Source organism: Pseudomonas medicaginis (genome assembly GCF_965119365.1).
Classification (GTDB): Bacteria; Pseudomonadota; Gammaproteobacteria; order Pseudomonadales; family Pseudomonadaceae; genus Aquipseudomonas.
This window is the reverse complement of record NZ_OZ221631.1, coordinates 5,908,216-5,930,724: the sequence shown is the minus strand read 5'-3', so window position 1 is coordinate 5,930,724 and position 22,509 is coordinate 5,908,216. Positions and strand designations below refer to the sequence as shown.

Here is a 22,509-nt window from a genome sequence, read left to right as displayed (position 1 = left end):
GATGCCTTGCCCGAGCCCTGGCACGGTCCTGTCAGGACCCTGTCGTGCCGCTTGCGCTGTGTTGGTGCGTCAGCTTGCACAGGTTGATGCGGTGTGTTGAAAAAAACCTTCGAAGACCGGGCATCAGGACGGTACACAGTGATCGATCCAGCGTTCGCGGGTATGCTGCGCATATGAGTCCGATGCAGGCCTGCGGGCCGCCAAACCGGGCAGAACCGATAACGAGCGAGGAGTACACGCGGTGTTCGCTTTAGATCCACGACTGCAACAAGACACATTGCCGATCGGTGATTTCCCGTTGTGCCGATTGCTCTTGTCCAACGATTCGAACTACCCATGGTTCATCCTCGTACCGCGGCGGGAAGATATCAGCGAATTGTTTCAATTGGATGACGCTGATCGGCAACAGCTGTGGAAAGAAACCACGGCGCTGGCCGAAACCCTCAAGGATTCGTTCGATGCCGACAAGATGAACATTGCAACCTTGGGTAACGTCGTCAGTCAATTGCACATGCATGTCATTGTGCGTAAGCGTGATGATGCGGCCTGGCCTGCGCCGGTCTGGGGCAAGCACCCGGCCCAGCCTTATAATGAAGGGCAGGTCGCGGCCATTCGTGAACGGTTGCGAGTGGCCTTGACCGATGATTTCAAGTTTCTGGAGGGCTGAACCATGAATCTTGAAGACCGCGTAACCGATCTGGAAAGCCGCCTGGCGTTTCAGGATGACACCATCCAGGCATTGAACGATGTGCTTGTGGAGCAGCAGCGGATCGTCGAGCGTCTGCAGTTGCAGATGGCGGCGCTGCTCAAGCGCCAGGAAGAAATGGCCGGGCAGTTCGAGTCGTTCGATGAAGAGGTGCCGCCTCCTCACTACTGACTGGGTCCGACTCTCGTTTGACGGACAATAAAAAACCGCGAGCAGCCAGGCTGCATCGCGGTTTTTTTACGCGAGGATCAGCGGCGCGGCAGCGCGGCGATCACATCTTCGGCCTGCAGGCCCTTGTCGCGGTTCATCACGGAGAACTCCACGCGCTGGCCTTCCACCAGGACGCGATGGCCTTCGCCACGAATGGCCCGGAAATGCACGAAAATGTCATCGCCGGAGTCGCGGGAGATGAAGCCGAACCCTTTGGACGTGTTGAACCACTTCACCGTGCCGGTATCGCGGTTGGACATGTCGTAGTTCTGTGCAGCGGCGGCCGGCGACGACTTCTTGTAGAAGCTGACGGCCAGGTGCAGTGCCACGGCGAGCAGTGCCGCGCCCAGGCTGAACACAATGGCCGGTTGACCGCCGATTTCCGGCATGGGCGCCAACAGGGCCAGGGTTTGCAAGGCAACGGCCAGCACCAGCAGGGCGCTGACAAGGTTTTGCAGTTGGTGACGTGGACCTTTGTTCCAGTAAGGGATGACAGGTGCAAGGGTCAGGTTGAGCAGGCCGAAAAAGGCCAGGTACAGTGCATCGGGGTGTTGCAGGTAAGGTGTGGCTTCGGAACCCAGGCTAGGGATGAAGGACAGCAGCAGGGCAGCTGCGCCCATTAGCAAGTGGACGATTTTCAACATTTTGATTGGCTCACGGTTAAGACAGATCACAAGGAAGAGCGGGTCGGGGACGGTTCGCTTCGAAACAATGAGAGGCGTTGGACACGTACCCGAATCAGCCTATGCGTTACGCCCGGGAAAATAAGCGTAGCGACACACTGCCTATTTAACAGCAAAGCTCGGGCCTTCTCAAACCCGTTACGGGCGCGCACCGCGCTGTTCGTCGGCCAGAAAAGATCCGCGGATGCTTGAACGAAGGGAGGCAGGCATGCGGCGTTGAATTTCCCTGGGTGCAGGAACCGTCGACTGTCCTGGCTTGTCGGTTCTGGAGGGCTGTCGATCTGTCGCAGGCCATAGGCTGCCAAAACCACTAGAGTTTAGGGCGTCGTTGAATTCATCACCCGCAGGAGATCAACCAGATGGCAATTGATATCGGTATCAGTGAAGAAGACCGCAAGTCCATCGTCGACGGGCTTTCGCGCCTGCTGTCGGATACCTATGTGCTGTATCTCAAGACCCACAACTTCCACTGGAACGTCACAGGGCCGATGTTTCGGACCCTGCACCTGATGTTCGAGGAGCAATACAACGAGCTGGCCCTGGCGGTGGATCTGATCGCCGAGCGAATCCGCGCCCTTGGCTTCCCGGCTCCGGGCGCCTACTCGGTGTACGCGCGCCTGTCTTCTATCAAGGAAGAAGAAGGCGTGCCGGCGGCCGAAGACATGATCCGGCAACTGGTCGAGGGCCAGGAAGCGGTGACGCGTACGGCCCGTGGCATCTTTCCTTTATTGGACAAGGTCAGCGACGAGCCCACCGCCGATCTGCTGACCCAGCGCATGCAGGTTCACGAAAAGACTGCGTGGATGCTGCGCGCGTTGCTCGAAGGTCAATAATCAGCGGGTGATGACCGGGCGTGGGGCGTATTGCCTTCACATGTCGTGTAGGACGGCGTAATTCGTCGTCGTCCTGCTGTTGGCTTGTCCTACGTCCATGGTCATAAAGTCGTCTGGAACTGGCGCGGCCGTTGCGCTTCCATAGAACCCCATGGGTTGTTCCAACCCAGAGGCTCGTATGGCAAAGGAGTGTCGACGGTATGATTCAAGGAAAAGAACCCGGGGAGGGTGCACGCGGGCGTTTTCAGCCCATCCGTGTCGACCCGTTCGTCCGGGGATTCGATATGCAACTGGCGCGGCCCCTGGCCCGATCCATTCGTTTGAACGGGTTCGCCACCTGTCTGCGACTGGAACAGGTCTATTGGGACATCCTCGGTCACATGGCCGAGCTCAACCGCTGTTCCATCAGCACATTGCTGTCCCATGTGGACAGGGAAGTGCACCTTCGCCATGGCGGGGTGCGCAATTTCAGCGGGTTGGTGCGCGTGGTCTGCGTGGTGCACAGTTTGAAGGACGCAGCGTCGGAGATCGCGGACCGTCGTTGGCGGGGTGCCTGTCCTGGCGATGACTGAGCAGGCGCGCAAGCGGCCTGTGCGCTTACGGCTGCACAGGCCGCATTTAATGGATATAATCCCGCTCTTTGCCGCAAAGCCCCGCCTTTGCGCGAGTAACCTGATCGCCGAGACAACCCCATGCCGATGTACGACTATCAATGTGCTTCCTGTGGTCATCAGATGGAAGCCATTCAAAAGATCAGCGCGGCACCGCTGGTCGACTGCCCTGCCTGCCAGGCGCCGGAACTGAAAAAGATGCTCTCCATGCCTGGTTTCCGCCTCGGTGGCACCGGCTGGTATGAAACCGACTTCAAGACCGGCGCCAAGAAGAACCTGGCCGGTGGCGACAAAGCAGACTGAGTTGAACACGCGCGAGTTCTTGCACGGGCAGGGCCTCCAACCGAATGTCGAATTACGAGAAGTGAAACCACTACCATGATGCGCAGCCATTATTGCGGCCAACTGAACGAAAGCCTGGAAGGTCAGGAAGTTACTCTTTGCGGATGGGTCCATCGTCGCCGTGACCATGGCGGGGTGATTTTCCTCGATATCCGTGATCGTGAAGGCCTGGCCCAGGTGGTGTTCGATCCGGACCGCGCCGAAACCTTCGCCACCGCTGACCGCGTGCGCAGCGAATACGTCGTCAAGATCACCGGCAAGGTGCGCTTGCGCCCGGCCGGCGCCGGCAACGCCAACATGGCGTCGGGCATGATCGAAGTCCTGGGCTACGAGCTGGAAGTGCTCAACGAAGCGGAAACCCCGCCGTTCCCACTCAACGAATATTCCGACGTGGGCGAGGAAACCCGCCTGCGCTACCGTTTCATCGACCTGCGTCGCCCGGAGATGGCCGAGAAGCTGCGCCTGCGTTCGCGCATGACCACCAGCATTCGTCGTTACCTGGACGAAAACGGCTTCCTCGATGTCGAGACGCCGATCCTGACCCGCGCCACGCCGGAAGGCGCCCGCGACTACCTGGTGCCGAGCCGCACCCACCCCGGCAGCTTCTTCGCCCTGCCGCAGTCGCCACAGCTGTTCAAGCAACTGCTGATGGTGGCCGGGTTCGATCGCTACTACCAGATCGCCAAGTGCTTCCGCGACGAAGACCTGCGTGCCGACCGTCAGCCTGAGTTCACTCAGATCGACATCGAGACCAGCTTCCTCGACGAAAAAGACATCATGGGCCTGACCGAAGGCATGATCCGCAACCTGTTCAAGGAAGTGCTGGGCCTGGAATTCGGCGAGTTCCCCCACATGACCTTCGAAGAAGCCATGCGCCGCTACGGTTCCGACAAGCCAGACCTGCGTAACCCGCTGGAACTGGTGGACGTGGCCGATCAGCTCAAGGACGTCGAGTTCAAGGTGTTCAGCGGCCCGGCCAACGACCCGAAATGCCGTATCGCGGCGCTGCGGGTTCCAGGCGGGGCGAGCATGCCGCGCAAGCAGATCGACGACTACACCAAGTTCGTCGGCATCTACGGTGCCAAGGGCCTGGCGTACATCAAGGTCAACGAGCGCGCCGCCGGCGTGGACGGCCTGCAGTCGCCAATCGTGAAGAACATCCCGGAGGCCAACCTCAACGTGATCCTCGATCGCGTGGGTGCGGTTGACGGCGACATCGTGTTCTTCGGCGCCGACAAGGCCAAGATCGTCAGCGAAGCCCTGGGCGCGCTGCGCATCAAGCTGGGGCACGACCTGAATCTGCTGACGTGCGAGTGGGCACCGATGTGGGTCGTTGACTTCCCGATGTTCGAAGAAAACGACGACGGCAGCTTCTCCGCGCTGCACCACCCGTTCACCGCGCCGAAGTGCTCGCCGCAAGAGTTGGAGGCCAACCCGGCCACCGCTCTGTCGCGCGCCTACGACATGGTCCTGAACGGCACCGAGCTGGGTGGCGGTTCGATCCGTATCCATCGCAAGGAAATGCAACAGGCGGTGTTCCGCCTGCTGGGCATCAGCGAGGCCGAGCAGGAAGAGAAGTTCGGCTTCCTGCTTGATGCGTTGAAGTACGGTGCACCGCCCCACGGTGGCCTGGCCTTCGGCCTGGACCGCCTGGTGATGCTGATGACCGGCGCCCAGTCGATTCGCGAAGTCATCGCGTTCCCGAAAACCCAGAGCGCGGCCGATGTCATGACCCAGGCGCCGGGCGTGGTGGACGCCAAGGCGCTGCGCGAGTTGCACATCCGTCTGCGTGAACAGCCAAAGGCTGAGTAAGGCTGGCACCTGAGAGGGCGCATCTTCGGATGCGCCTTTTCATTGGGGTCGATATTTCTGATTGCCGGCCACTGCGTACGCGCAGGGCGGGCAATGTTCCAAAGAGAAACGGAGCGAGTTATGGCAGGTCATTCCAAGTGGGCGAACATCAAGCACCGCAAAGAACGTCAGGATGCCAAGAGAGGCAAGATCTTCACCAAGTGGATCCGTGAACTGACGGTCGCGGCCCGCCAGGGTGGCGGCGATCCGGGTTCCAACCCGCGCCTGCGCCTGGCCCTGGACAAGGCCTTGGGTGCCAACATGAGCCGCGACATCATCGACCGGGCCATCGCCCGTGGCGCGGGTGCGACCGAGGCCGACAATGTTGAAGAACTGACCTACGAAGGTTATGGCCCGGGCGGCGTGGCGGTGATGGTCGAATGCATGACCGACAACCGCAACCGTACCGCTGCCGCCGTGCGTCACGCGTTCAGCAAATGCGGCGGCAACCTCGGCACCGATGGCTCGGTGGCCTATCTGTTCGAACGCAAGGGGCAAATCAGCTTCGCTCCGGGCCTCGATGAAGATGCCCTGACAGAGGCGGCCCTGGAGGCCGACGCCGATGATGTGGTCAGCCATGAAGACGGCTCGTTCGACGTGTTCACTTCGTTCGCCAGCTTCTATGCCGTGCGCAACGCCCTGGAGGCGGCCGGTTTCAAGCCCGCCGATGCGGAAATCGTCATGCAGCCGACCACCAGTGCCGAACTGGACCTGGAAGGGGCCGAGAAGGTGCTCAAGCTGATCGACATGCTGGAAGACCTGGATGACGTGCAGAACGTTTATTCCAACGCCGATATTCCGGAATCGGTGGCTGAGCAGCTGGGCTGATCCACAAGTGTGATCCGTCAAGCGGAACCCTGTGGCGAGGGGATTTATCCCCGTTGGGCTGCGTAGCAGCCCCCCATAGTCAACTCAATCTGTCTGGTACACCGAACTGCCGGATTTGGGGTCGCTGCGCGACCAGCGGGGGTAAATCCCCTCGCCACAGGCATATTGCTCGACCTTGCCTATTGTGCGACCGGCATTGGGTTAAGCCCTTACTGTATCCTCACTTGCAACCGTATTACTCTTCGCAGGCGCTATGACTTTAATCCTTGGTATCGACCCTGGTTCGCGCATCACCGGCTACGGTGTGGTTCGCGATACAGGGCGCGGCTGCGTGTACGTCGCCTCTGGTTGCATCCGCACCGGTGCGGGTGAACTGCATGAGCGCTTGCAGATCGTTTATCGTGGCGTGCGCGAAGTCATTCAGACCTACGGTCCGGTGACCATGGGCATCGAACGGGTCTTCATGGCCCGTAACGCCGACTCGGCCCTGAAGCTGGGGCAGGCACGGGGCGCGGCCATTGTGGCCGGCGCCGAGGAAAACCTGGAGATCGCCGAATACACCGCGACCCAGGTCAAGCAGGCGGTGGTCGGCACAGGTGCGGCGAACAAGGAGCAGGTGCAAATGATGGTGATGCACCTGTTGAAACTGGTCAGCAAGCCGCAGATCGATGCTTCCGACGCCCTGGCCATCGCCATTTGCCATGCCCATACCCGTTCCAGCCTGGTACCTCATGGCCTGGGGACCGCACGCAGTCGTGGCGGGCGCCTGCGTCTCTGATAGCATCAGCGCTTCATTCATGAGCCCGAGTAAGTTGCGCCTGTGTCGTCGGCCTTTATGCTCGTGTTGATATTTGCCAGCCTGCGGGCTGGCCAACACCCAAGGATCTGAAACGTGATTGGACGCTTGCGCGGCACCCTGGCGGAAAAACAGCCGCCGCACCTGATTCTGGATGTAAACGGCCTGGGCTATGAGTTGGAAGTGCCCATGACCACGCTGTATCGCTTGCCGTCGGTCGGCGAGCCGCTGACCCTGCACACCCATTTGGTCGTGCGCGAAGATGCGCAGTTACTCTACGGTTTCGTCGGCAAGCGCGAGCGGGATTTCTTTCGCGAGCTGATCCGTCTCAATGGTGTTGGCCCGAAACTGGCCCTGGCCTTGATGTCGAGCCTGGAAGTCGACGAACTGGTGCGCTGCGTACAATCCCAGGACACTTCGGCCCTGACCAAGGTGCCGGGCGTAGGCAAGAAAACCGCCGAGCGCCTGCTGGTTGAACTCAAGGACCGTTTCAAGGCCTGGGAGGCGGTCCCGGCGATGTTCGCGCTGGTGCCGAACCAGCCGGATGCGCCGGTGCCAGCGGTCAGCGCCGAAAACGATGCGGTCACCGCGCTGATCTCCCTGGGCTACAAGCCGCAGGAAGCCAGCAAGGCCATTTCCGCCATCAAGGAAAAAGGCCTGAGCACTGAAGATATGATTCGCCGTGCCCTGAAGGGAATGATTTAAGTGATTGAAGCTGACCGTCTGATTGCCGCCACGGGCGCGCCCCGTGACCGCGAGGAAATCCAGGACCGTGCGATTCGTCCTGTCAGCCTGGCCGACTACATTGGCCAGCCGACCGTGCGCGAGCAGATGGAGCTGTTCATCCAGGCGGCCCGTGGGCGCAGCGAATCGCTGGACCACACCTTGATCTTCGGCCCGCCGGGCCTGGGCAAGACCACCCTGGCCAATATCATTGCCCAGGAAATGGGCGTCTCGATCAAGAGCACGTCGGGGCCGGTGCTCGAGCGACCGGGCGACCTGGCCGCGCTGCTCACCAACCTTGAGCCCCATGACGTATTGTTCATCGACGAAATCCATCGGTTGTCGCCGATCGTCGAAGAAGTGTTGTACCCGGCCATGGAAGATTTCCAGCTCGACATCATGATCGGCGAAGGGCCGGCGGCGCGCTCCATCAAGTTGGACCTGCCGCCCTTCACCCTGGTGGGCGCCACTACCCGCGCCGGCATGCTGACCAACCCGTTGCGGGACCGCTTCGGTATCGTCCAGCGCCTGGAGTTCTACAACAACGCCGACCTGGCGACGATTGTCAGTCGCTCGGCGGGCATCCTCGGGTTGCCGCTGGACCCGGACGGTGCGTATGAGATCGCCCGCCGTGCCCGGGGTACGCCGCGGATCGCCAACCGCCTGCTGCGCCGGGTCCGGGATTTCGCCGAAGTCCGGGCCAAGGGTCACATCACCAAGCCGATTGCCGACCTGGCGTTGAACCTGCTGGACATCGACGAGCGGGGGTTCGACCACCAGGACCGGCGCCTGCTGCTGACCATGATCGAGAAGTTCGACGGCGGCCCGGTGGGCGTAGACAGCCTGGCGGCGGCCATCAGCGAAGAGCGCCACACCATTGAAGATGTGCTGGAACCGTACCTGATCCAGCAGGGCTACATCATGCGCACCCCACGCGGGCGCGTGGTGACCCGCCATGCTTATCTGCACTTTGGCTTAAACATCCCGACACGAATGGGCGAGATGCCGGTGGTAGACGAATTCCTCGATGCCGTGGACGATTGAACGAGCTCTGTACGCCGACTTTTTTCCGGTTCGTGCTGTCCCAGACGACGCCTGGAGCGTCAATGCGTTCGAGAATTAAAAAACAGTTGCCTGGCCGATTGGCAACCTGAGGAGTAAGCACTAGAGTATGCGCGCGCAAAACGGGCTGGAGTCGTTCGCACATCGCTGTCGCGTTTATTACGAGGACACCGATGCTGGCGGCATCGTCTACTACGTCAATTACCTCAAGTTTATGGAACGGGCTCGAACCGAACGGCTGCGGGAACTGGGTTTCGCCCAATCCGCGCTGGCAGGGGAGGACCTGTTATTCGTCGTGCATTCCAGCGAAGCGCGCTATCACGCGCCGGCGCGACTGGACGACGAACTGGTGGTGAGTGCCGATGTCATCGAATTGAACCGTGTCAGCCTGCGCTTCAAGCAGCAGGTCAGGCGGGCTACGGATAACGTGCTGCTCTGCGAAGGGCAGTTTTTGGTGGCCTGTGTGCGCACCCATAGTTTGAAACCCCGGGCCATTCCCGAAGCTCTACGCACGGCCTTTGCCGGCGTGAGCGGCGCGGGTACACACTCAGAGCAGGAGATAAAGCGTGGAAGCTAACGTCGTCGACCATTCCTCCATGTGGAGCCTGGTCAGCAATGCCAGCGTCGTGGTGCAACTGGTAATGCTGACCCTGGTAGCCGCATCGGTGACCTCATGGATCATGATCTTTCAGCGCAGCAACATGCTGCGTGCCGGTCGCCGTGCCCTGGAGAGCTTCGAAGAGCGCTTCTGGTCCGGCATCGACCTGTCCAAGCTCTACCGCCAGGCCGGCAGCAACCCGGACCCGGATTCGGGCGTCGAGCAGATCTTTCGTGCCGGTTTCAAGGAGTTCTCCCGCCTGCGCCAGCAGCCGGGCGTCGACCCTGAAGCGGTGATGGAAGGCGTGGCCCGTGCCATGCGCGTCGCCATTTCCCGCGAGGAAGAGAAGCTCGAGCAGGGCCTGTCGTTCCTGGCCACCGTCGGTTCGGTCAGCCCGTACATCGGTCTGTTCGGCACCGTGTGGGGGATCATGAACTCCTTCCGTGGCCTGGCTTCCGCCCAGCAAGCGACCCTGGCCACCGTAGCCCCGGGCATCGCCGAGGCACTGATCGCCACGGCCATCGGTCTGTTCGCGGCCATCCCGGCCGTTATCGCCTACAACCGCTTCGCTGCCCGCAGCGAAATGCTGACCGGCCGTTACTACACCTTCGCCGATGAATTCCAGGCGATCCTGCACCGTAAAGTGCACACCAGCGAAGAATAAGCAGGTATTTCCCAATGGCTTTAATCGCTCGAGCCCGAAAAAAGCGCAAGCCGGTTGCCGAGATGAACGTGGTGCCCTACATCGACGTGATGTTGGTGCTGCTGGTCATCTTCATGGTGACCGCGCCCATGCTCAATCAGGGCGTGAAGGTTGATCTGCCCAAGGTTTCCAGCGAAGCCTTGCCGCAGGACAACAACACCCAGGTCCTGACTATTTCGATCAAGGCTGACAAGACCTACTACTGGAACCTTGGCAGTGAAGTGGACACCGAGAAGCAGCAGGACCGGGCCATGACCTTGCCGCAGATGACCGATGCGGTGACCAAGATCATTCGTGTCGGCAACGATGCCGGCAAGCGCACGCAAGTCTTCATTCGTGGCGACAAGACCGTCGATTACGGTGCCGTGATGGGGGCCATGGGCGGCCTGCAGAAAGCCGGGGTCGGTAATGTTGGCTTGATCACCGAGGCACCCTGATGCAGCAACAGCGAGAGCCGTCCGCCTCGGAAAGCTACTTCTGGCCCAGTGTCCTGGCCATCGGCCTGCATGTGCTGGTGTTCGGCATGCTGTTCGTCAGTTTTGCCATGACGCCAGAGCTGCCGCCGGCCAAGCCGATCGTGCAGGCGACGTTGTACCAGCTCAAGTCGAAAAGCCAGGCCACCACGCAGACCAACCAGAAGCTTGCCGGTGAGGCGAAGAAATCTGCCGCGCGCCAGACTGAAGTCGAGCAGATGGAGCAAAAGAAGGTCGAGCAGGAAGCGATAAAGGCTGCGGAACAAAAGAAAGAGGAAGCGGCTCAAAAGGCCGAAGAAGCCAAGAAGGCCGATGAGGCGAAAAAAGCGGACGAGGCGAAAAAGGTTGATGAAGCCAGGAAAGCCGACGAAGCGAAGAAAGCCGCCGAGGCCAAAAAGGCAGAAGAGAAACAATTGGCTGATATAGCCAAGAAGAAAGCCGAAGAAGACGCCAAGAAAGCCGCTGAAGAAGAGGCCAAGAAAGCGGCCGCTGAAGAAGCGAAGAAAAAGATCGTCGAGGACGCGAAGAAAAAAGCGGCCGAGGACGCCAAGAAGAAAGCTGAAGCTGAAGCGGCGAAAAAGAAAGTCGCCGAAGACGCGAAGAAGAAAGCCGCCGCCGATGCCGCCAAGAAAAAGGCCCAGGACGCAGCGCGTAAATCCGCCGAAGACAAGAAGGCCCAGGCCTTGGCAGATTTGCTTTCCGACACGCCGGAGCGTCAGCAGGCCTTGGCCGATGAGCAGGGCGATGAAGTCGCCGGCAGCTACGATGATCTGATTCGCGCCCGAGCGGCAGAAGGCTGGGCTCGTCCACCTTCGGCGCGCAAAGGCATGACGGTCGTATTGCAAATCGGCATGTTGCCCGACGGTACGGTTACCTCGGTCAGCGTTGCCAAGTCCAGTGGTGACGGCCCGTTCGACGCATCGGCGGTCGCAGCGGTCAAGAACATTGGGCGTTTGACGGAAATGCAAGGAATGAAACCGAGCGACTTTGCTCCCTATCGTTCATTCAAGATGACATTCACACCTGAGGATCTAGCCTTGTGAGAAACCTTCTTCGATCAATGCTGGTCGTTATCTGCTGCCTGGCAGGGATAGCGGTAGCAGAGGAAAAGAACATCCTGGTCACCAGCGGCAGCGACCGGGCGACCCCGATCGCCGTCGTACCGTTCGGCTGGCAGGGCGGTAACGTCCTGCCGGACGACATGGCGGAAATCATCGGCAACGACCTGCGCAACTCGGGTTACTACGCGCCGATTCCGAAGCAGAACATGATCAGCCTGCCAACCCAGGCCAGCGAAGTCATCTACCGTGACTGGAAGGCCCTGGGCGCCCAGTACATCATGGTCGGCAGCATCGTTCCGGCCGGCGGTCGCCTGCAGGTGCAGTACGCCCTGTTCAACGTCGCCACCGAGCAGCAAGTGCTGACCGGCAGCGTGTCGGGCAGCGTCGATCAACTGCGCGACATGGCGCACTACATCGCCGACCAGTCCTTCGAGAAACTCACCGGCATCAAGGGCGCGTTCTCCACGCGCATGCTCTACGTGACCGCCGAGCGCTTCTCCGAAAACAATACCCGCTACACCCTGCAACGTTCCGACTATGACGGCGCGCGTGCGGTGACCTTGTTGCAATCACGCGAGCCGATCCTGTCGCCGCGCTTTGCCCCCGATGGCAAGCGCATCGCCTATGTCTCTTTCGAGCAGAAGCGTCCGCGCATTTTCGTGCAGCACATCGACACCGGTCGCCGTGAGCAGATCACCAACTTCGAAGGCCTGAACGGTGCGCCAGCCTGGTCGCCGGACGGTTCGCGCCTGGCGTTCGTGCTGTCCAAGGACGGTAACCCGGACATCTACGTGATGAACCTGGCCTCGCGCGCCATCTCCCGCGTCACCAACGGTCCAGGCATCAACACCGAACCGTTCTGGGGCAAGGATGGCTCGACCATCTACTTCACCTCCGACCGCGGCGGCAAGCCACAGATCTACAAGACCAGTGCCGGTGGCGGCGGTGCCGAACGCGTGACATTCGTGGGTAACTACAACGCCAACCCTAAATTGTCGGCAGACGAAAAGACCCTGGTGATGATCCATCGCCAGGACGGTTTCACCAATTTCAAGGTGGCGGCCCAGGATTTGCAGCGAGGCAGCGTAAAAATCCTCACTGATAGCACTCTGGACGAGTCACCCACTGTTGCGCCCAACGGCACCATGGTAATCTACGCCACCCGCCAGCAGGGCCGGGGAGTCTTGATGCTCGTGTCCATTAATGGACGCGTGAGGCTCCCGCTTCCTACCGCTCAAGGCGAAGTCAGAGAACCGTCCTGGTCCCCTTACCTGAACTGACGCGGCGCAATACGTTTTACTTAACACACTGGGGTTCATTAGGAGTTTCACGATGGAAATGCTGAAGTTTGGTAAATTTGCTGCGCTGGCTCTGGCCATGGCTGTAGCTGTAGGTTGCTCGTCCAAAGGCGGCGACAATGCCGGTGAAGGCGCTGTTGATCCAAACGCTGGTTACGGCGCTAACACTGGTGCTGTTGACGGCTCCCTGAGCGAAGAAGCTGCTCTGCGCGCAATCACCACCTTCTACTTCGAATACGACAGCTCGGACCTGAAGCCAGAAGCCATGCGCGCTCTGGACGTTCACGCCAAGGACCTGAAAGCAAACGGCGCTCGCGTTGTTCTGGAAGGCAACACCGACGAACGTGGTACTCGTGAGTACAACATGGCACTGGGCGAGCGTCGTGCGAAAGCCGTTCAGCGCTACCTGGTACTGCAAGGTGTTTCCCCAGCTCAGCTGGAACTGGTTTCCTACGGCGAAGAGCGTCCAGTTGCTACCGGCAACGACGAGCAGTCCTGGGCTCAAAACCGTCGCGTCGAACTGCGTAAGTAATTCGTCATGCGAACGTGCCGTCGTGCTGTAACTGTTCTGGCTCTCAGCCTCGCGCCGCTTGCGGCGTGGGCTGCGGTTCCTGTGGTCGATAACGATGCCGGCTATAACAATAGCGGGAGCAGTTATCCGCCTGCAGGTTACGGTACGAACGGCGCCTATGCCGGGGGAGGGGTTTCGACCCCTGTCTCGGCACAGGGCCAGCTGTTCAACCAACTGCAGCAAATGCAGGATCAGATCTCGCGCCAACAGGGTGTGATCGAAGAACTGCAAAATGATATTTCGCGCATGAAACAGGAAAGCCTGGAGCGATACCAGGATCTTGATCGGCGCATAGGATCCGGCGTTGCACCTGCCGCGACTCCTGAGAATTCTCCAGCCGGTGGCGACTTGAATGCCCCCGGTGCAGCCGCAGGCGCGGGGGCAACTGCTCCAGCAGCACCTGCCGCCGGTGGCGAGCCGGCTGATCCAGCGAAGGAAAAGCTCTATTACGATGCTGCCTTCGACTTGATCAAGGCCAAGGACTTCGACAAGGCCAGCCAAGCCTTTGCCGCTTTCCTACGCAAATACCCAAACAGCCAGTATGCGGGCAATGCCCAATACTGGCTGGGCGAAGTGAACCTGGCCAAGGGCGACCTGCAAGGGGCCGGCCAGGCGTTCGCCAAGGTTTCGCAACTGTATCCCAAGCACGCCAAGGTGCCGGATTCGCTGTACAAGCTGGCTGACGTAGAGCGCCGCCTCGGTCACACCGACAAGGTCAAGGGCATTCTGCAACAGGTGGTGGCCCAGTACCCGGGCACATCCGCCGCCCAGTTGGCCCAGCGTGATCTGCAACGCATGTAAGCCGCCTTGATCTGTTTTGAAGAAACCCGCGCCTGTCGCGGGTTTTTTCGTTAGAATTCACGCCCTTTTTATGAAACACGCTTTTTGGGATCTGCGCGTTGGCGGGGTTCCTTGAAGTGCCTGACGGAGGCGGACAGCCTGTTTAGCTGTTACGCCCGTGGCGACTATGCAAGACACATTGAGAATCACCGAAGTTTTTTACTCGTTGCAGGGTGAAACGCGAACGGCTGGGCTGCCCACAGTATTTGTGCGCCTCACCGGTTGCCCGTTGCGTTGCCAATACTGCGACAGTGCCTACGCGTTCAGCGGCGGCACCTTGCGAACCCTCGACGATATCCTTGAGCAAGTGGCCAGTTATCGTCCGCGTTATGTCTGCGTCACGGGCGGTGAGCCACTGGCGCAACCCAACGCCATCCCCTTGCTCACGCAGTTGTGTGATGCCGGTTACGAGGTTTCCCTGGAAACCAGCGGCGCCTTGGATATCTCGGCCGTCGACCCGCGCGTCAGCCGCGTCGTGGACCTGAAGACGCCAGGCTCCAAGGAAGCGCACCGCAACCGTTATGAGAATATCGAGCTGTTGACGCCCAACGATCAGGTCAAGTTCGTGATCTGTTCGCGGGAGGATTACGACTGGGCCGTGTCCAAGTTGATCCAGTACGGGCTCGATCAGCGGGCCGGCGAAGTATTGCTGTCGCCGAGTCATCATGACTTGAGCGCCCGGGACCTGGCGGACTGGGTGGTGGCGGATAACTTGCCGGTGCGCCTGCAATTGCAGTTGCATAAATATCTTTGGAACGACGAGCCGGGGCGCTGAGATGACTGAACATTCGAACATTGCTGAAAAACGTGCGGTCATCCTGTTGTCCGGTGGCCTGGATTCGGCCACGGTCGTGGCCATGGCCCGCGCCGAGGGCTACCGCTGCTATACCATGAGTTTCGACTATGGACAGCGTCATCGCGCCGAGTTGCACGCCGCCGAGCGGGTTGCACGGGACCTGGGCGTGGTGGAGCACAAAGTGATCGGCCTGAACCTCAACGGCATCGGCGGCTCGGCCCTGACCGACACGTCCATCGACGTGCCCGAGACACCTGGCGAGGGCATTCCGGTGACGTATGTGCCGGCGCGCAATACGGTGTTCCTGTCCTTGGCGCTGGGGTGGGCCGAAGTGCTGGGCGCCCGTGACATTTTCATTGGCGTCAACGCCGTGGATTATTCCGGCTACCCGGATTGCCGCCCGGAGTTCGTCGAAGCGTTCGAGCGCATGGCCAACCTGGCGACCAAAGCCGGCGTGGAAGGGCAGGGTTTCCGCATCCAGGCGCCGTTGCAGAACCTCAGCAAGGCCGACATCGTCACGGCGGGCGTGAAGCTTGGCGTGGACTACGGACTCACCGTTTCCTGCTATCAGGCCGACGATCAGGGCCGCGCTTGCGGCAAATGCGACAGCTGCCGCCTGCGTGCACAAGGCTTCGCTGCGGCGGGTGTGAACGATCCAACCCGTTATTTTTGATTTATTTCAAATTAGGTGTTGAATAGTCCTTAGAAATCAGTATTATACGCGCCACCACACAGCGGGTCGTTAGCTCAGTTGGTAGAGCAGTTGGCTTTTAACCAATTGGTCGTAGGTTCGAATCCCACACGACCCACCATTTTTTGCTGTTTTAAAAGTCTGGAAGGCCCACGAAAGTGAGGATTTCCGGATTTTTTTTTGCCTGATGAAAAGTCAAGACCTGAACCGCTCGACGACTCGAGCGGTTCTCGGCTGATTAAAGCAGGCCGTCCTCAGCACATACCTTGATGATCTGTTCGCGAAACCAGCTGTTGGCGCTATCCTGGCTCGGTTTTTCGCTCCACATCATGTCCAGCGTGAAGTTCGGTAGGCCTGTCGGTGGCCGACGGTGGCTGAATGTGTCGTCGTCGCAGGTCAGCGCCTGAATGCGTCGAGGCAAGGTCAGGATGAAGTCGGTGCCAGTGATCATGTTCAACGCCGCTACGTAGCTGTTGGCCCGGGCGACAATCTGTCGGTTATAGCCTTGCCGGGCGAGCCACCCATCGATCATGTTGGTGTCGGATGTCCAAGGTGTCGGAAACACATGCTGGCGTGCGACAAAGGTTTCCAGGCTGAACGCCTCTTCCGGCAGTGTGAAGCTCTTATCCACCACACAAACCAGTTCATCTTCCAGTAGTACTTGCGAGCGCAATCCCTTGACGCCGCGATGGAAGTTCGGCCCGAAACAAATAACCAGATCGAAACGACCCTCCATCAACTCGTCAGCCGGAATATCCCTGTGAAATTTAGTGATATTGATGATGACTGGGAAGCGACTACCAATAAAGCGCTTGACCAGTTTAGGCAGGATAAGAAGTTCAAAGTATTCGGGGGCGCAGACATTGAAGGTTATCTCTTTCTGGGTCGGATCGAACGCCGGTATGCCAGAATGACATGTGTTTATTGTTTTGAGGATGTCAAGTATATGAGGGTACATGGCAGTGGCTTTGCTCGTCGGCAACATGCCACTACGGGTATTCACAAAAAGTTCATCTTCGAAGCTCGTGCGCAACGTCTTCAGGCAATAGCTTACAGTTGATTGGCTGACACAAAGGGCTTCGGACACGTCGGTGACGCTGTTCTGTTCGTACACCGCGACAAACACCATCAAGTCCTGCATATCCAGCTTTCTAAGCATATTACTATTGAGCATAAGATCCTTCTTGGCGCATTCCATTGGCTAGCGTCCCCGCTTTTTATGACAGGAACATTTATTTATATATTAGCGGAAGCAATTTATTTTTTAAATGGCCTGTAGGAAATTTCCCCAATATGCTCGCCTCGCTTTTATGGACATCCTGTACATGGACGAAGGAGGACGATATGCAAATACGTGTTGCAGAAACTAAAACACCGTTGTGGGTGCAAGCCACAGAAGTTGTAAGGGAGAAATTTCGCAGTTCTTATTCGGCCTCGGTCGAACCGAATCCGCAGTACTTTGCGGTTACTCAGGATCCGGAAGATCGTATTCTTGCTTGCGCCGGTATTACTTTTGCTGATCACCGTATACTGTTTTCCGAGCAATACCTGACGCAACCCGTCGAGGAGATATTGTCCCAGCGTTTCGAGAAAACGATCGATCGCTCGAATATTGTCGAAATCGGCAACTTGGTCTCCCATCACCTGACGGCGGGAATGATCTTGGTCAATATGATTCCATTATTGGCCTGGTGCATGGGCGGGCATTACCTGTTGTGCACCGTAACACCTCGTGTACGGCAAATGATGGAGAGTTGCCAGATCGATTTCGAGCCTCTGCTGACCGCGGATCCAGCGCGCCTGGCCGACGATGGCGGCAAGAGCTGGGGAAGCTATTACGCCAAGTTGCCCGTGACGGGGTTCATCCGGGTCGACCCGCAACGTTCACGTTTCGCCGCCATGACGCTCAATACCTCATTCACTCAACTGCCCGGTGACATGCTGGCGAGGGCGCAGCCATGAGCGGCGGGTTTATCACTCAGCTACAACGGGCGTTGAAAGACAATCGCCAGGCCGTCTGTGCGGTTGACTGGTTGGAATCCGGCAAGGAGTCGGTGGCGCTGACTTATGGCGAGCTGGAGCACCGGGCCCTTAACCTGGCAGCCGAACTGCAGCGACGTTTCCCTGAGCCGGCCTACGGCGACCATGTGGTGCTGGGGATCGCAACGCGCAACAGCAGCGACTGGCTGGTCGCAGACCTGGCCTGCCTGTTCGCTGGAATTACCGCGCTGCCGCTGCCGCTGGCGTTCAGCCAATCCCAGGCTGAACACCTGGCGTCGCGTTGCGATGGATTTCTGGTGGATGCGGCAGGGCAGCGGACCTTGGTGCAGCGCTGGAAACTGAACTTTGCTGACAGCCGCCTGCGCCGCCTCAACGAGCCGGTGGTCGAGCAACCCTTGCTGCGGATGCCGGACGGCGAGGGTGACTGGATCTGCAAGATCATTCATACCTCGGGCACCACCAGCCGGCCAAAGGGCGTGCGCCTGAGCAACCAGGCGGTCGGCACGGTGCTGGCCTCGCTGCGCCAGAGCATGCCCGCCCATGCTCATCGGCGTTACCTGTCGCTGGTGCCTTTGAGTCTGCTGCTTGAGCAAGTCACCGCTGCTTACCTGCCACTGCTGGCGGGTGGGACCGTGCATTTCCTGCCGCCGGACGAAGCGTTGCTCGGCGAGCCAGGAGCGTCGGCACAGCGGCTGGTCGACTGGATCCTGCGCGTCCAGCCAACGGCCCTGACGGTGCCGCCGGTCATGGTCAATCGTTTCCTGGAGCAGGTGAACGAAGGCGGCGAGCAGGGCGAGCGACTGGCGCGTTACCTGCAATCGGGTGCGCATATCACCTGCGGCGGCGCGGCGGTGAGTATCGATGCCCTGCGCGGCTTGGCCGAGCAAGGCATCGAGGTGTACCAGGGCTACGGGCTTTCGGAGAACGCGTCGGTGGTCAGCGTGAACACCTTCGAACAGCAACGTCTGGGCAGTGTCGGCAGGCCGTTGCCCCATGTCCAGGTGCGGATCGGTGCCGACCAGACCATCGAGGTCAAGAGCAGCTCGCTGTTCAGCGGTTACTCGGGCACGGACCCCAGTGCTTGTTCCATGTCGGACGACGGCTGGATGGATACCGGTGACCTGGGCGCGCTGGATGCCGATGGCTACCTCTACGTGCACGGGCGCAAGAAGAACGTGATCTGCCTGCCCAATGGCCGCAACGTCAGCCCCGAGCAGGTTGAGCTGGAGTATCGCAAATACCCTGGCGTGAGCGACGCAGCGGTGTTTTTCGATGAGCAGCAAGGTCTGGTGGCGTTGCTGTGCGTCGAGTCGACGCCGGTGCGCGATGAATTGCTCGCCTGGTCGGCAGGACGCTTCTCCGACATCGAGCGACCGAACCGGCTTTGGTTGTTGACCCAGGATGATCCGCTGATCGAGCAACTCTACACCGTCACAGGGCGGCCCAAACGTGCCGATATCGCCACTGTTTTTTCCACGCTGCAAAGGAATGCATTCAATGAGTACACCTGCCTTTCACTTTGAAAACCCGGACGTCTCCATCGTTGAGTCGCGCCACTTCGCCAGTCTGGGCAAGGCTGAGTTGTATGAGCTGTTGGGACATTACGGTGTCGTGCTCTTTCGCAACTGTATTCACAGCGCCGAGGATTTCAGTGCGTACGTGAAGCAAAACAGTTCACGGTTGAGCCTGGATCCGGCCCGGGTCATGGTGGGTGGCGCGGCGCAGTTGGTGGATGCCGGGCACCAGGCGGTCGGGCTGCATTGCGAAAATGGTAACTCACCGTTCTGGCCGGACATGACGTGGTTCTATTGCCAGGAAGCACCGCGCAAGGGCTCGCAAACAACCTTGTGTGACGGCGAAAGGGTGCTGGAGAAGCTGTCCCCGGGCTGCCGCACGTTCTTTGAAGAGAACCCGATTCGCTACAGCCGCACCGTGGCGGGGGAGAAATGGCGCCGGCTGGTCTGTCATTACTCGCCAACGTTGTCGGACCCGGCGGCCGTCGTGATCGAGGATCTGTTGCAAATCATCGGTGACGACCCGCACACCCTGATTTCCTTCAACCCGGCCGATGACTCGATTCATTACGCCTTTAGCACGTCGGCGATCCTGACGTCCCCCTTCAGTCGGCGTCCGGCCTTTGCCAACAGCATTCTGGGGCCCTCCTTCAACTACGAGGCACCGGTCATCGATACGGTGGCCGGGCAGTCGATCCCTTCCGAATTCCTGGCTGAAATCACCGAGGTTTCCGCTCATTACACCTACGCGGTTGGCTGGCGTGACCACGACATGGTGATGATCGATAACCGGCGGGTCATGCACGGTCGGGAAACCATCGTCGACGAGCGTCGACGCATTTTCAACGCCTTGAGCTATCGCTGAGAGATGCCATGAAAAATAACAAACAGATTATCGGCGGGCAGTACGAGACCTACCTCGACGGTGAGGGCCGGCAGATCATTGACCTGACCGGCGGGTTTGGCTTCCAGGTGCCGCCCGTGATCGAGGCGGTCAACAGCCAGGCAGAGATCATGGGCCTGTCCAATCGGGTGCTGATGTCCGAACCGCTGATTGCCTTGTGCCGACGCCTGGCTGAGCTGTTGCCCGCACCGCTGGTCAGCTCTTACGTGTGCAGCTCCGGCGACGAAGCTTTCGAGGGGGCCTTGAAGTTGTGCAAAGGGCTCAAACCCAAGGGCAACACCATTGTGTTTATCCAGGGCGGCGATTATGGCTCGCTGACGTACGGGCGCTGCCTCAATGCCGCCCAAGGCGACCTGGGTGTCCAGGCCTTCCTGGGGTTCAAGCGGGTGGCTATCCGTCACCTGGCTGACCTGGATACGGTGGATTGGAGCGATTGTTTTGCGGTGTGCCACAGCAACACCCGTACGGACGCCAACGGTCGTCTGCAGTTGCTCGACGCGGATTTGATCGAGCACTTGCATGCCCGCGCGGCAAAAGCGTCGGCGCCGGTCATCGCGGTCGATACCCACAGTTGCCTCGGCAGCCTGGGTTCGCTGTTCGGTTTCCAACGCTATCGTCCGATTCCGGACATTGTTGTACTCGGCGGGCCCCTGGGCGGCAGTGCCATTCCCATCGGCACTTATACCTGCAGCGAGCGCATGGCCTGGCAGGTCTACGGGCGCAGCAGCCCGGCCAAACACGGCAGCACCACCGCCGGTAATCCAATGGCCTGCGTGGCGGCCCTGGCCGCACTGGATTACGTGCAGGCCCACGACTCGCCCCGGCACTGTCAGGAAAACGGCCAGTACCTGGCGCAAGCCCTTGCGCCATGGGGGGCCGTGGCCGTGGGCGCCTGGGTCAGCGTGCCCCTGGCCGACGACCTGCAACCGGCGGTGCTGTGCGAGGCGCTTTACCAGCGGGGTGTCTATGTCAGTACGCCCCGTGGCCGCGAAGTGATCTTGCGCTGCCCGATCACTGCACGCCCCGAGCAGATCCAACGTGCCGCACTCATCATCAAGGAGACGTTAAGCCATGTCCTTACTCAGGCCGCATGAACAACTGCTGGATGACTGCCAGCGCCACTGGAGCGCCTCGGCGGCCAAGCTGTATCGCCTTGGCAAGACCACTGTCGAGCAGCAGGCCGATGGCATCCACGTCACCGACCACACCGGCAAGCGCTTCATCGATTGCGCGTGCAGCTATGGGGTGTTTATCGTCGGGCATCGCAACCCGATGGTGCGTGATCGGGTGCAGGCGCAATTGAATCAGTTGGCCTGGGTGCCGGAAGGCCGGCGCCATCCGCTGCAGGATACCTTGTCCGAGCGGCTGTGCCAGTTGGTGCCGGGGGAGTGGGGCGACGTGCAGTTCATGGTCTCGGGGGCCGAAGCCGTCGAGCAGAGCCTGCGCTATGTGCTACGGATCCAGCCCCAACGGCGTGGCATTGTGGTGATGAGCGGTTCCTACCACGGCAAGACCCTGGCGGCGATGAGCATCCTGGGCCAGCAGCAGAACCATGGCAGTTATGGCATTGATCCTCCCGAAGTGACCTGCGTGCCCTACGGTGACTTCGCTGCGTTGCAAAAGGCCGTGGGCGAGGGCGTGTGTGCGGTGTACGTCGAGCCGATTCTGGGCGGGGCTCATTTGCAGGTGCCGCCGGTGGGGTATATGGCCAACATCCGGGCCCTGTGCGACGCCACCGGCACCCTGTTGGTGGCCGATGAAATCCAGACCGGGTTCGGTCGCTGCGGCAAGTGGTTCGCCGTGCAATACGATGATGTCGTGCCCGACATCATGATTCTTTCCAAGGGTTTGACTGGCGGCTACACCTCGTTTGCCTGCGCCATGTACAGCCAGCGTCTGGCCACCCAGTACCCCCTCGGCGATATCGAGCCGGATACGCGAACCAACGGCGGGCATCCGGTCGCGTGCGCGTCGGCACTTGCGGCCATCGATTACATCGAGCAAAACAATCTGGTGGCGTTATCCCGGATCAACGGCGGCATGTTGCGCCACGGCCTGCAACGATTGGCCTTGCGCTACCCGCACATTGTCGAGGACGTGCCGGGCGTCGGCTTGATGACGGGGCTGCGCCTGCGTGGCTCGGTCTATGAAGCCTTGATGAGCATGGAGCTGGGCAAGCGTGGCGTGCATGCCGGGCATTCGATGAATGAGAAGGCCGAACGCCCGGTGCTGCGCTTCTATCCGCCGTTGAATATCGAACCCGAAGCGTTGCGGCATGTCCTGGTGATGATCGAAGAGGCTCTGGAAGCCATCGACCAGCGTCCGGCACTGGCGGTGAAGGCGTTTTCCCTGGTGGTGCGCAATATGTATCAGTTGCCCAATAAGTGGCTGCGCAACAAGGAGGCGTCGTGAGT

At 59.9% G+C, this 22,509-nt stretch carries 26 protein-coding genes and 1 tRNA gene; 25 read left to right on the top strand and 2 right to left on the bottom strand.

What is annotated here, in order from left to right; genetic code table 11:
- The first annotated feature begins 241 nt into the window (after nucleotides 1–241).
- Complete coding sequence (locus ACMTA2_RS26090; RefSeq protein WP_413792377.1) at nucleotides 242–667, top strand: HIT family protein; 426 nt, start codon at nucleotides 242–244, stop codon at nucleotides 665–667.
- A 3-nt stretch (nucleotides 668–670) separates the two neighbouring features.
- Nucleotides 671–877 carry a SlyX family protein gene (locus tag ACMTA2_RS26085; RefSeq protein WP_413792376.1) on the top strand — a complete coding sequence of 69 codons (207 nt, stop codon included), beginning with the start codon at nucleotides 671–673 and terminating at the stop codon, nucleotides 875–877.
- A gap of 77 nt (nucleotides 878–954) precedes the next feature.
- Here ACMTA2_RS26085 and ACMTA2_RS26080 read toward each other — a convergent pair whose 3' ends face one another.
- Nucleotides 955–1,560 (bottom strand): cold shock domain-containing protein membrane protein, encoded by a 606-nt coding sequence (locus ACMTA2_RS26080; RefSeq protein ID WP_413792375.1) that lies wholly within the window; start codon nucleotides 1,558–1,560, stop codon nucleotides 955–957.
- 398 nt (nucleotides 1,561–1,958) lie between these two features.
- Between ACMTA2_RS26080 and ACMTA2_RS26075 the strand changes: the two genes are divergently transcribed.
- The 18 genes from ACMTA2_RS26075 to ACMTA2_RS25990 all read left to right on the top strand — a co-directional run bounded on the left by ACMTA2_RS26075 (nucleotide 1,959) and on the right by ACMTA2_RS25990 (nucleotide 15,797).
- Complete coding sequence (locus ACMTA2_RS26075; RefSeq protein ID WP_053124624.1) at nucleotides 1,959–2,432, top strand: Dps family protein; 474 nt, start codon at nucleotides 1,959–1,961, stop codon at nucleotides 2,430–2,432.
- Nucleotides 2,433–2,632: 200 nt separating this feature from the next.
- Nucleotides 2,633–3,004, top strand: a complete 372-nt coding sequence (locus tag ACMTA2_RS26070; RefSeq protein WP_413792374.1) for a ribbon-helix-helix domain-containing protein — start codon at nucleotides 2,633–2,635, stop codon at nucleotides 3,002–3,004.
- 120 nt (nucleotides 3,005–3,124) lie between these two features.
- The gene (locus ACMTA2_RS26065; RefSeq protein WP_003178589.1) at nucleotides 3,125–3,346 is read left to right on the top strand and encodes an FmdB family zinc ribbon protein; all 222 of its coding nucleotides are present in this window, start codon (nucleotides 3,125–3,127) and stop codon (nucleotides 3,344–3,346) included.
- Nucleotides 3,347–3,421: 75 nt separating this feature from the next.
- The gene (gene aspS / locus ACMTA2_RS26060; RefSeq protein ID WP_413792373.1) at nucleotides 3,422–5,197 is read left to right on the top strand and encodes an aspartate--tRNA ligase; all 1,776 of its coding nucleotides are present in this window, start codon (nucleotides 3,422–3,424) and stop codon (nucleotides 5,195–5,197) included.
- 120 nt (nucleotides 5,198–5,317) lie between these two features.
- Nucleotides 5,318–6,064 (top strand): YebC/PmpR family DNA-binding transcriptional regulator, encoded by a 747-nt coding sequence (locus ACMTA2_RS26055; RefSeq protein ID WP_018614256.1) that lies wholly within the window; start codon nucleotides 5,318–5,320, stop codon nucleotides 6,062–6,064.
- Nucleotides 6,065–6,317: 253 nt separating this feature from the next.
- The gene (gene ruvC / locus ACMTA2_RS26050) at nucleotides 6,318–6,842 is read left to right on the top strand and encodes a crossover junction endodeoxyribonuclease RuvC (protein WP_413792372.1); all 525 of its coding nucleotides are present in this window, start codon (nucleotides 6,318–6,320) and stop codon (nucleotides 6,840–6,842) included.
- A gap of 114 nt (nucleotides 6,843–6,956) precedes the next feature.
- On the top strand, nucleotides 6,957–7,565 hold the full coding sequence (gene ruvA, locus ACMTA2_RS26045; RefSeq protein ID WP_053124616.1) for a Holliday junction branch migration protein RuvA: 609 nt from the start codon (nucleotides 6,957–6,959) through the stop codon (nucleotides 7,563–7,565).
- Complete coding sequence (gene ruvB / locus ACMTA2_RS26040) at nucleotides 7,566–8,627, top strand: Holliday junction branch migration DNA helicase RuvB (RefSeq protein ID WP_003178599.1); 1,062 nt, start codon at nucleotides 7,566–7,568, stop codon at nucleotides 8,625–8,627.
- Between the two features lie 127 nt (nucleotides 8,628–8,754).
- Complete coding sequence (gene ybgC / locus ACMTA2_RS26035; RefSeq protein ID WP_413792371.1) at nucleotides 8,755–9,222, top strand: tol-pal system-associated acyl-CoA thioesterase; 468 nt, start codon at nucleotides 8,755–8,757, stop codon at nucleotides 9,220–9,222.
- Nucleotides 9,212–9,907, top strand: a complete 696-nt coding sequence (gene tolQ, locus ACMTA2_RS26030) for a protein TolQ (RefSeq protein WP_014339916.1) — start codon at nucleotides 9,212–9,214, stop codon at nucleotides 9,905–9,907. Before ybgC ends, tolQ begins: the two co-directional genes overlap by 11 nt.
- Before the next feature lie 23 nt (nucleotides 9,908–9,930).
- Nucleotides 9,931–10,383: a protein TolR gene (gene tolR / locus ACMTA2_RS26025; protein WP_161798348.1), complete on the top strand. Its 453-nt coding sequence runs from the start codon at nucleotides 9,931–9,933 to the stop codon at nucleotides 10,381–10,383.
- Nucleotides 10,383–11,462 (top strand): cell envelope integrity protein TolA, encoded by a 1,080-nt coding sequence (gene tolA / locus ACMTA2_RS26020; protein ID WP_413792370.1) that lies wholly within the window; start codon nucleotides 10,383–10,385, stop codon nucleotides 11,460–11,462. Before tolR ends, tolA begins: the two co-directional genes overlap by 1 nt.
- A complete protein-coding gene (gene tolB / locus ACMTA2_RS26015) occupies nucleotides 11,459–12,760 on the top strand; it encodes a Tol-Pal system beta propeller repeat protein TolB (RefSeq protein WP_413792369.1) in 1,302 nt (433 codons plus the stop codon). The genes tolA and tolB overlap by 4 nt, the downstream gene beginning before the upstream one ends.
- A gap of 52 nt (nucleotides 12,761–12,812) precedes the next feature.
- On the top strand, nucleotides 12,813–13,310 hold the full coding sequence (pal, locus tag ACMTA2_RS26010) for a peptidoglycan-associated lipoprotein Pal (RefSeq protein ID WP_003178634.1): 498 nt from the start codon (nucleotides 12,813–12,815) through the stop codon (nucleotides 13,308–13,310).
- A gap of 6 nt (nucleotides 13,311–13,316) precedes the next feature.
- A complete protein-coding gene (ybgF, locus tag ACMTA2_RS26005; RefSeq protein ID WP_413792368.1) occupies nucleotides 13,317–14,150 on the top strand; it encodes a tol-pal system protein YbgF in 834 nt (277 codons plus the stop codon).
- Nucleotides 14,151–14,316: 166 nt separating this feature from the next.
- Nucleotides 14,317–14,964 carry a 7-carboxy-7-deazaguanine synthase QueE gene (queE, locus tag ACMTA2_RS26000; protein WP_413792367.1) on the top strand — a complete coding sequence of 216 codons (648 nt, stop codon included), beginning with the start codon at nucleotides 14,317–14,319 and terminating at the stop codon, nucleotides 14,962–14,964.
- Nucleotides 14,965–14,983: 19 nt separating this feature from the next.
- A complete protein-coding gene (gene queC, locus ACMTA2_RS25995; RefSeq protein WP_413795723.1) occupies nucleotides 14,984–15,658 on the top strand; it encodes a 7-cyano-7-deazaguanine synthase QueC in 675 nt (224 codons plus the stop codon).
- A 63-nt stretch (nucleotides 15,659–15,721) separates the two neighbouring features.
- Nucleotides 15,722–15,797, top strand: a tRNA-Lys gene (locus ACMTA2_RS25990).
- Nucleotides 15,798–15,914: 117 nt separating this feature from the next.
- On the opposite strand, the gene ACMTA2_RS25985 is transcribed toward ACMTA2_RS25990, so the two are convergent.
- Nucleotides 15,915–16,850 carry a LysR family transcriptional regulator gene (locus ACMTA2_RS25985; RefSeq protein ID WP_413792366.1) on the bottom strand — a complete coding sequence of 312 codons (936 nt, stop codon included), beginning with the start codon at nucleotides 16,848–16,850 and terminating at the stop codon, nucleotides 15,915–15,917.
- Nucleotides 16,851–17,020: 170 nt separating this feature from the next.
- Between ACMTA2_RS25985 and ACMTA2_RS25980 the strand changes: the two genes are divergently transcribed.
- The 5 genes from ACMTA2_RS25980 to ACMTA2_RS25960 are packed head-to-tail and all read left to right on the top strand — an operon-like array spanning nucleotide 17,021 to nucleotide 22,507.
- Nucleotides 17,021–17,638: a thermostable hemolysin gene (locus ACMTA2_RS25980; RefSeq protein ID WP_413792365.1), complete on the top strand. Its 618-nt coding sequence runs from the start codon at nucleotides 17,021–17,023 to the stop codon at nucleotides 17,636–17,638.
- The gene (locus tag ACMTA2_RS25975; RefSeq protein WP_413792364.1) at nucleotides 17,635–19,200 is read left to right on the top strand and encodes an AMP-binding protein; all 1,566 of its coding nucleotides are present in this window, start codon (nucleotides 17,635–17,637) and stop codon (nucleotides 19,198–19,200) included. The genes ACMTA2_RS25980 and ACMTA2_RS25975 overlap by 4 nt, the downstream gene beginning before the upstream one ends.
- Nucleotides 19,175–20,056 (top strand): TauD/TfdA family dioxygenase, encoded by an 882-nt coding sequence (locus tag ACMTA2_RS25970; RefSeq protein WP_413792363.1) that lies wholly within the window; start codon nucleotides 19,175–19,177, stop codon nucleotides 20,054–20,056. The genes ACMTA2_RS25975 and ACMTA2_RS25970 overlap by 26 nt, the downstream gene beginning before the upstream one ends.
- 8 nt (nucleotides 20,057–20,064) lie before the next feature.
- Complete coding sequence (locus ACMTA2_RS25965) at nucleotides 20,065–21,189, top strand: aminotransferase class III-fold pyridoxal phosphate-dependent enzyme (protein ID WP_413792362.1); 1,125 nt, start codon at nucleotides 20,065–20,067, stop codon at nucleotides 21,187–21,189.
- Nucleotides 21,167–22,507, top strand: coding sequence for an aspartate aminotransferase family protein (locus ACMTA2_RS25960; RefSeq protein WP_413792361.1), 1,341 nt, complete (start codon nucleotides 21,167–21,169; stop codon nucleotides 22,505–22,507). Before ACMTA2_RS25965 ends, ACMTA2_RS25960 begins: the two co-directional genes overlap by 23 nt.
- Nucleotides 22,508–22,509 lie beyond the last annotated feature (2 nt).